Origin of the sequence: Pseudoalteromonas sp. SG45-2 (assembly GCF_014164115.1) — a bacterium.
Classification (GTDB): Bacteria; Pseudomonadota; Gammaproteobacteria; order Enterobacterales; family Alteromonadaceae; genus Pseudoalteromonas; species Pseudoalteromonas distincta.
On the sequence record NZ_JACJEO010000056.1, the window covers coordinates 1 to 1,542 of the forward strand.

2 protein-coding genes are annotated in these 1,542 nt (G+C 34.8%); both read left to right on the forward strand.

Features of this window, described 5'->3' with window-relative positions:
- Positions 1-117: 117 nt before the first annotated feature.
- Positions 118-825: a hypothetical protein gene (locus H5116_RS20045; protein WP_182716926.1), complete on the forward strand. Its 708-nt coding sequence runs from the start codon at positions 118-120 to the stop codon at positions 823-825.
- Between the two features lie 156 nt (positions 826-981).
- The gene (locus H5116_RS20050; RefSeq protein WP_220487502.1) at positions 982-1,404 is read left to right on the forward strand and encodes a hypothetical protein; all 423 of its coding nucleotides are present in this window, start codon (positions 982-984) and stop codon (positions 1,402-1,404) included.
- Positions 1,405-1,542: the final 138 nt, after the last annotated feature.

The window sequence follows — 1,542 nt, forward strand, 5'->3', positions numbered from 1 at the left end:
GCTATGTTTATTCATGTTAGCCTCTGCTGTTTAGTTAATTGACAAACTAATTATGGCTCTGGCTTTGAATTAAGCTAACCCACGAAAAGCGGAGGCTAACACCGTGTGGGAGTCATTATGTCTATGTGTATTGGGAAAGTTGTGAGTATGACTCGATTTTGGGATATTCAATTAGTATTAGATAGCACGTACACCGAAGAAGAACAAAAAACTGTGATTGTGAATTCTAGATCTATGGTTCATTTCATTGAAAGGCATTTATACCCACTTAACTTTCGTAGCAAATTTTCAAGACTAGTTATAAGTTGCTCTAAGTTACCAGTAGAAACTGAGTTTAGCCTGGGAAAAGATCCTGCAATTGCCCATGTTAATATCTCACAAGATTTAGGGTGTTTCATTCACTCAGATGATGAAAAGTATTTAGCTTTCGAGAAAATTCTAAAACATGGTTTTGAGGTTGCTGAAAAATATGCTGAGTTGCCGAAATCAGAAGTGTTTGATGCCATAGAACAGTTTAAATCCACTGGCTTCAAAAACGAATGGGTTCATATTGAAAAAACTTGGAAGCGAAAAGGAGTCACTTGCATAATTGAGTGTCATCATAAATTGAATACTTTCCAACTAGTTCAAAAACTTTATAAATGTGACGCATTGGTTCATTCCTCAATTATTGCTGAATCTATGCCTAGGGAGTGGTTGTTCAATCAGTTACTGGGTAAAGTCGTGCTCAAAGAGGGGGGCAAACTTATTTATTCAGTTAAATCTGAGATTTTATCAATTTTTGTTCTTGATACCAATAAACTAGAAATATTTGGTTCAGTTTAAAATACACATAACAAGCGCCTCAATTCGCTCTTAAGTTCGCTCGGACAATTAACAATGGGCTATTGTCGCTGCGCTCAATATTTTAGCCCATTATTAAATTGCCGCTGCGCTCAATATTTTAGCCCATTATTAAATTGCCGCTTAGGCGGGCGTAATGTGTATAAATCTATATGGTGCAATATTCCAGTGTTTGAACAATTTAAGAAAATAATTGCTAGTATTTTCCTTTTATTTTTCCTTTCGGGTTGCACTGTCGGTCATAAGGACTATCAGAGATATCTGAATATGAATATTGGTGAGAATATAAATAATCAAAAGCTTTCTAAATCACCCGATGCTGGTGAGTTGATAAGATCGGATTATTTAATCGCAGGCGAAGGGTTAACCAATATTACAACATTAGATACTGGTTTTTTGAGATACCATTTTAGCAGGCAAGAAGTATTACCGAATTACAGTATTAAAGACTTTGTCGGTAAATGTCTTATTTATTACGATGTTGATCCTAAAACGGAAATCATAATTGCTTGGGGTTTTGATAAAGGTGGTAACTCTTTAAGTTGTAGAACTTGGCCTTGAGTGCAATATACACATAACAAGATAATTGGACTCCCAACTTCTACACTTAAGTAGAAATTATTTTTCGGAGTTCAATTATGAATAAGTTAAGAATTGGTGTCGATTTAGCTCATAAATTAATACAAGTTTGTAGTTCTA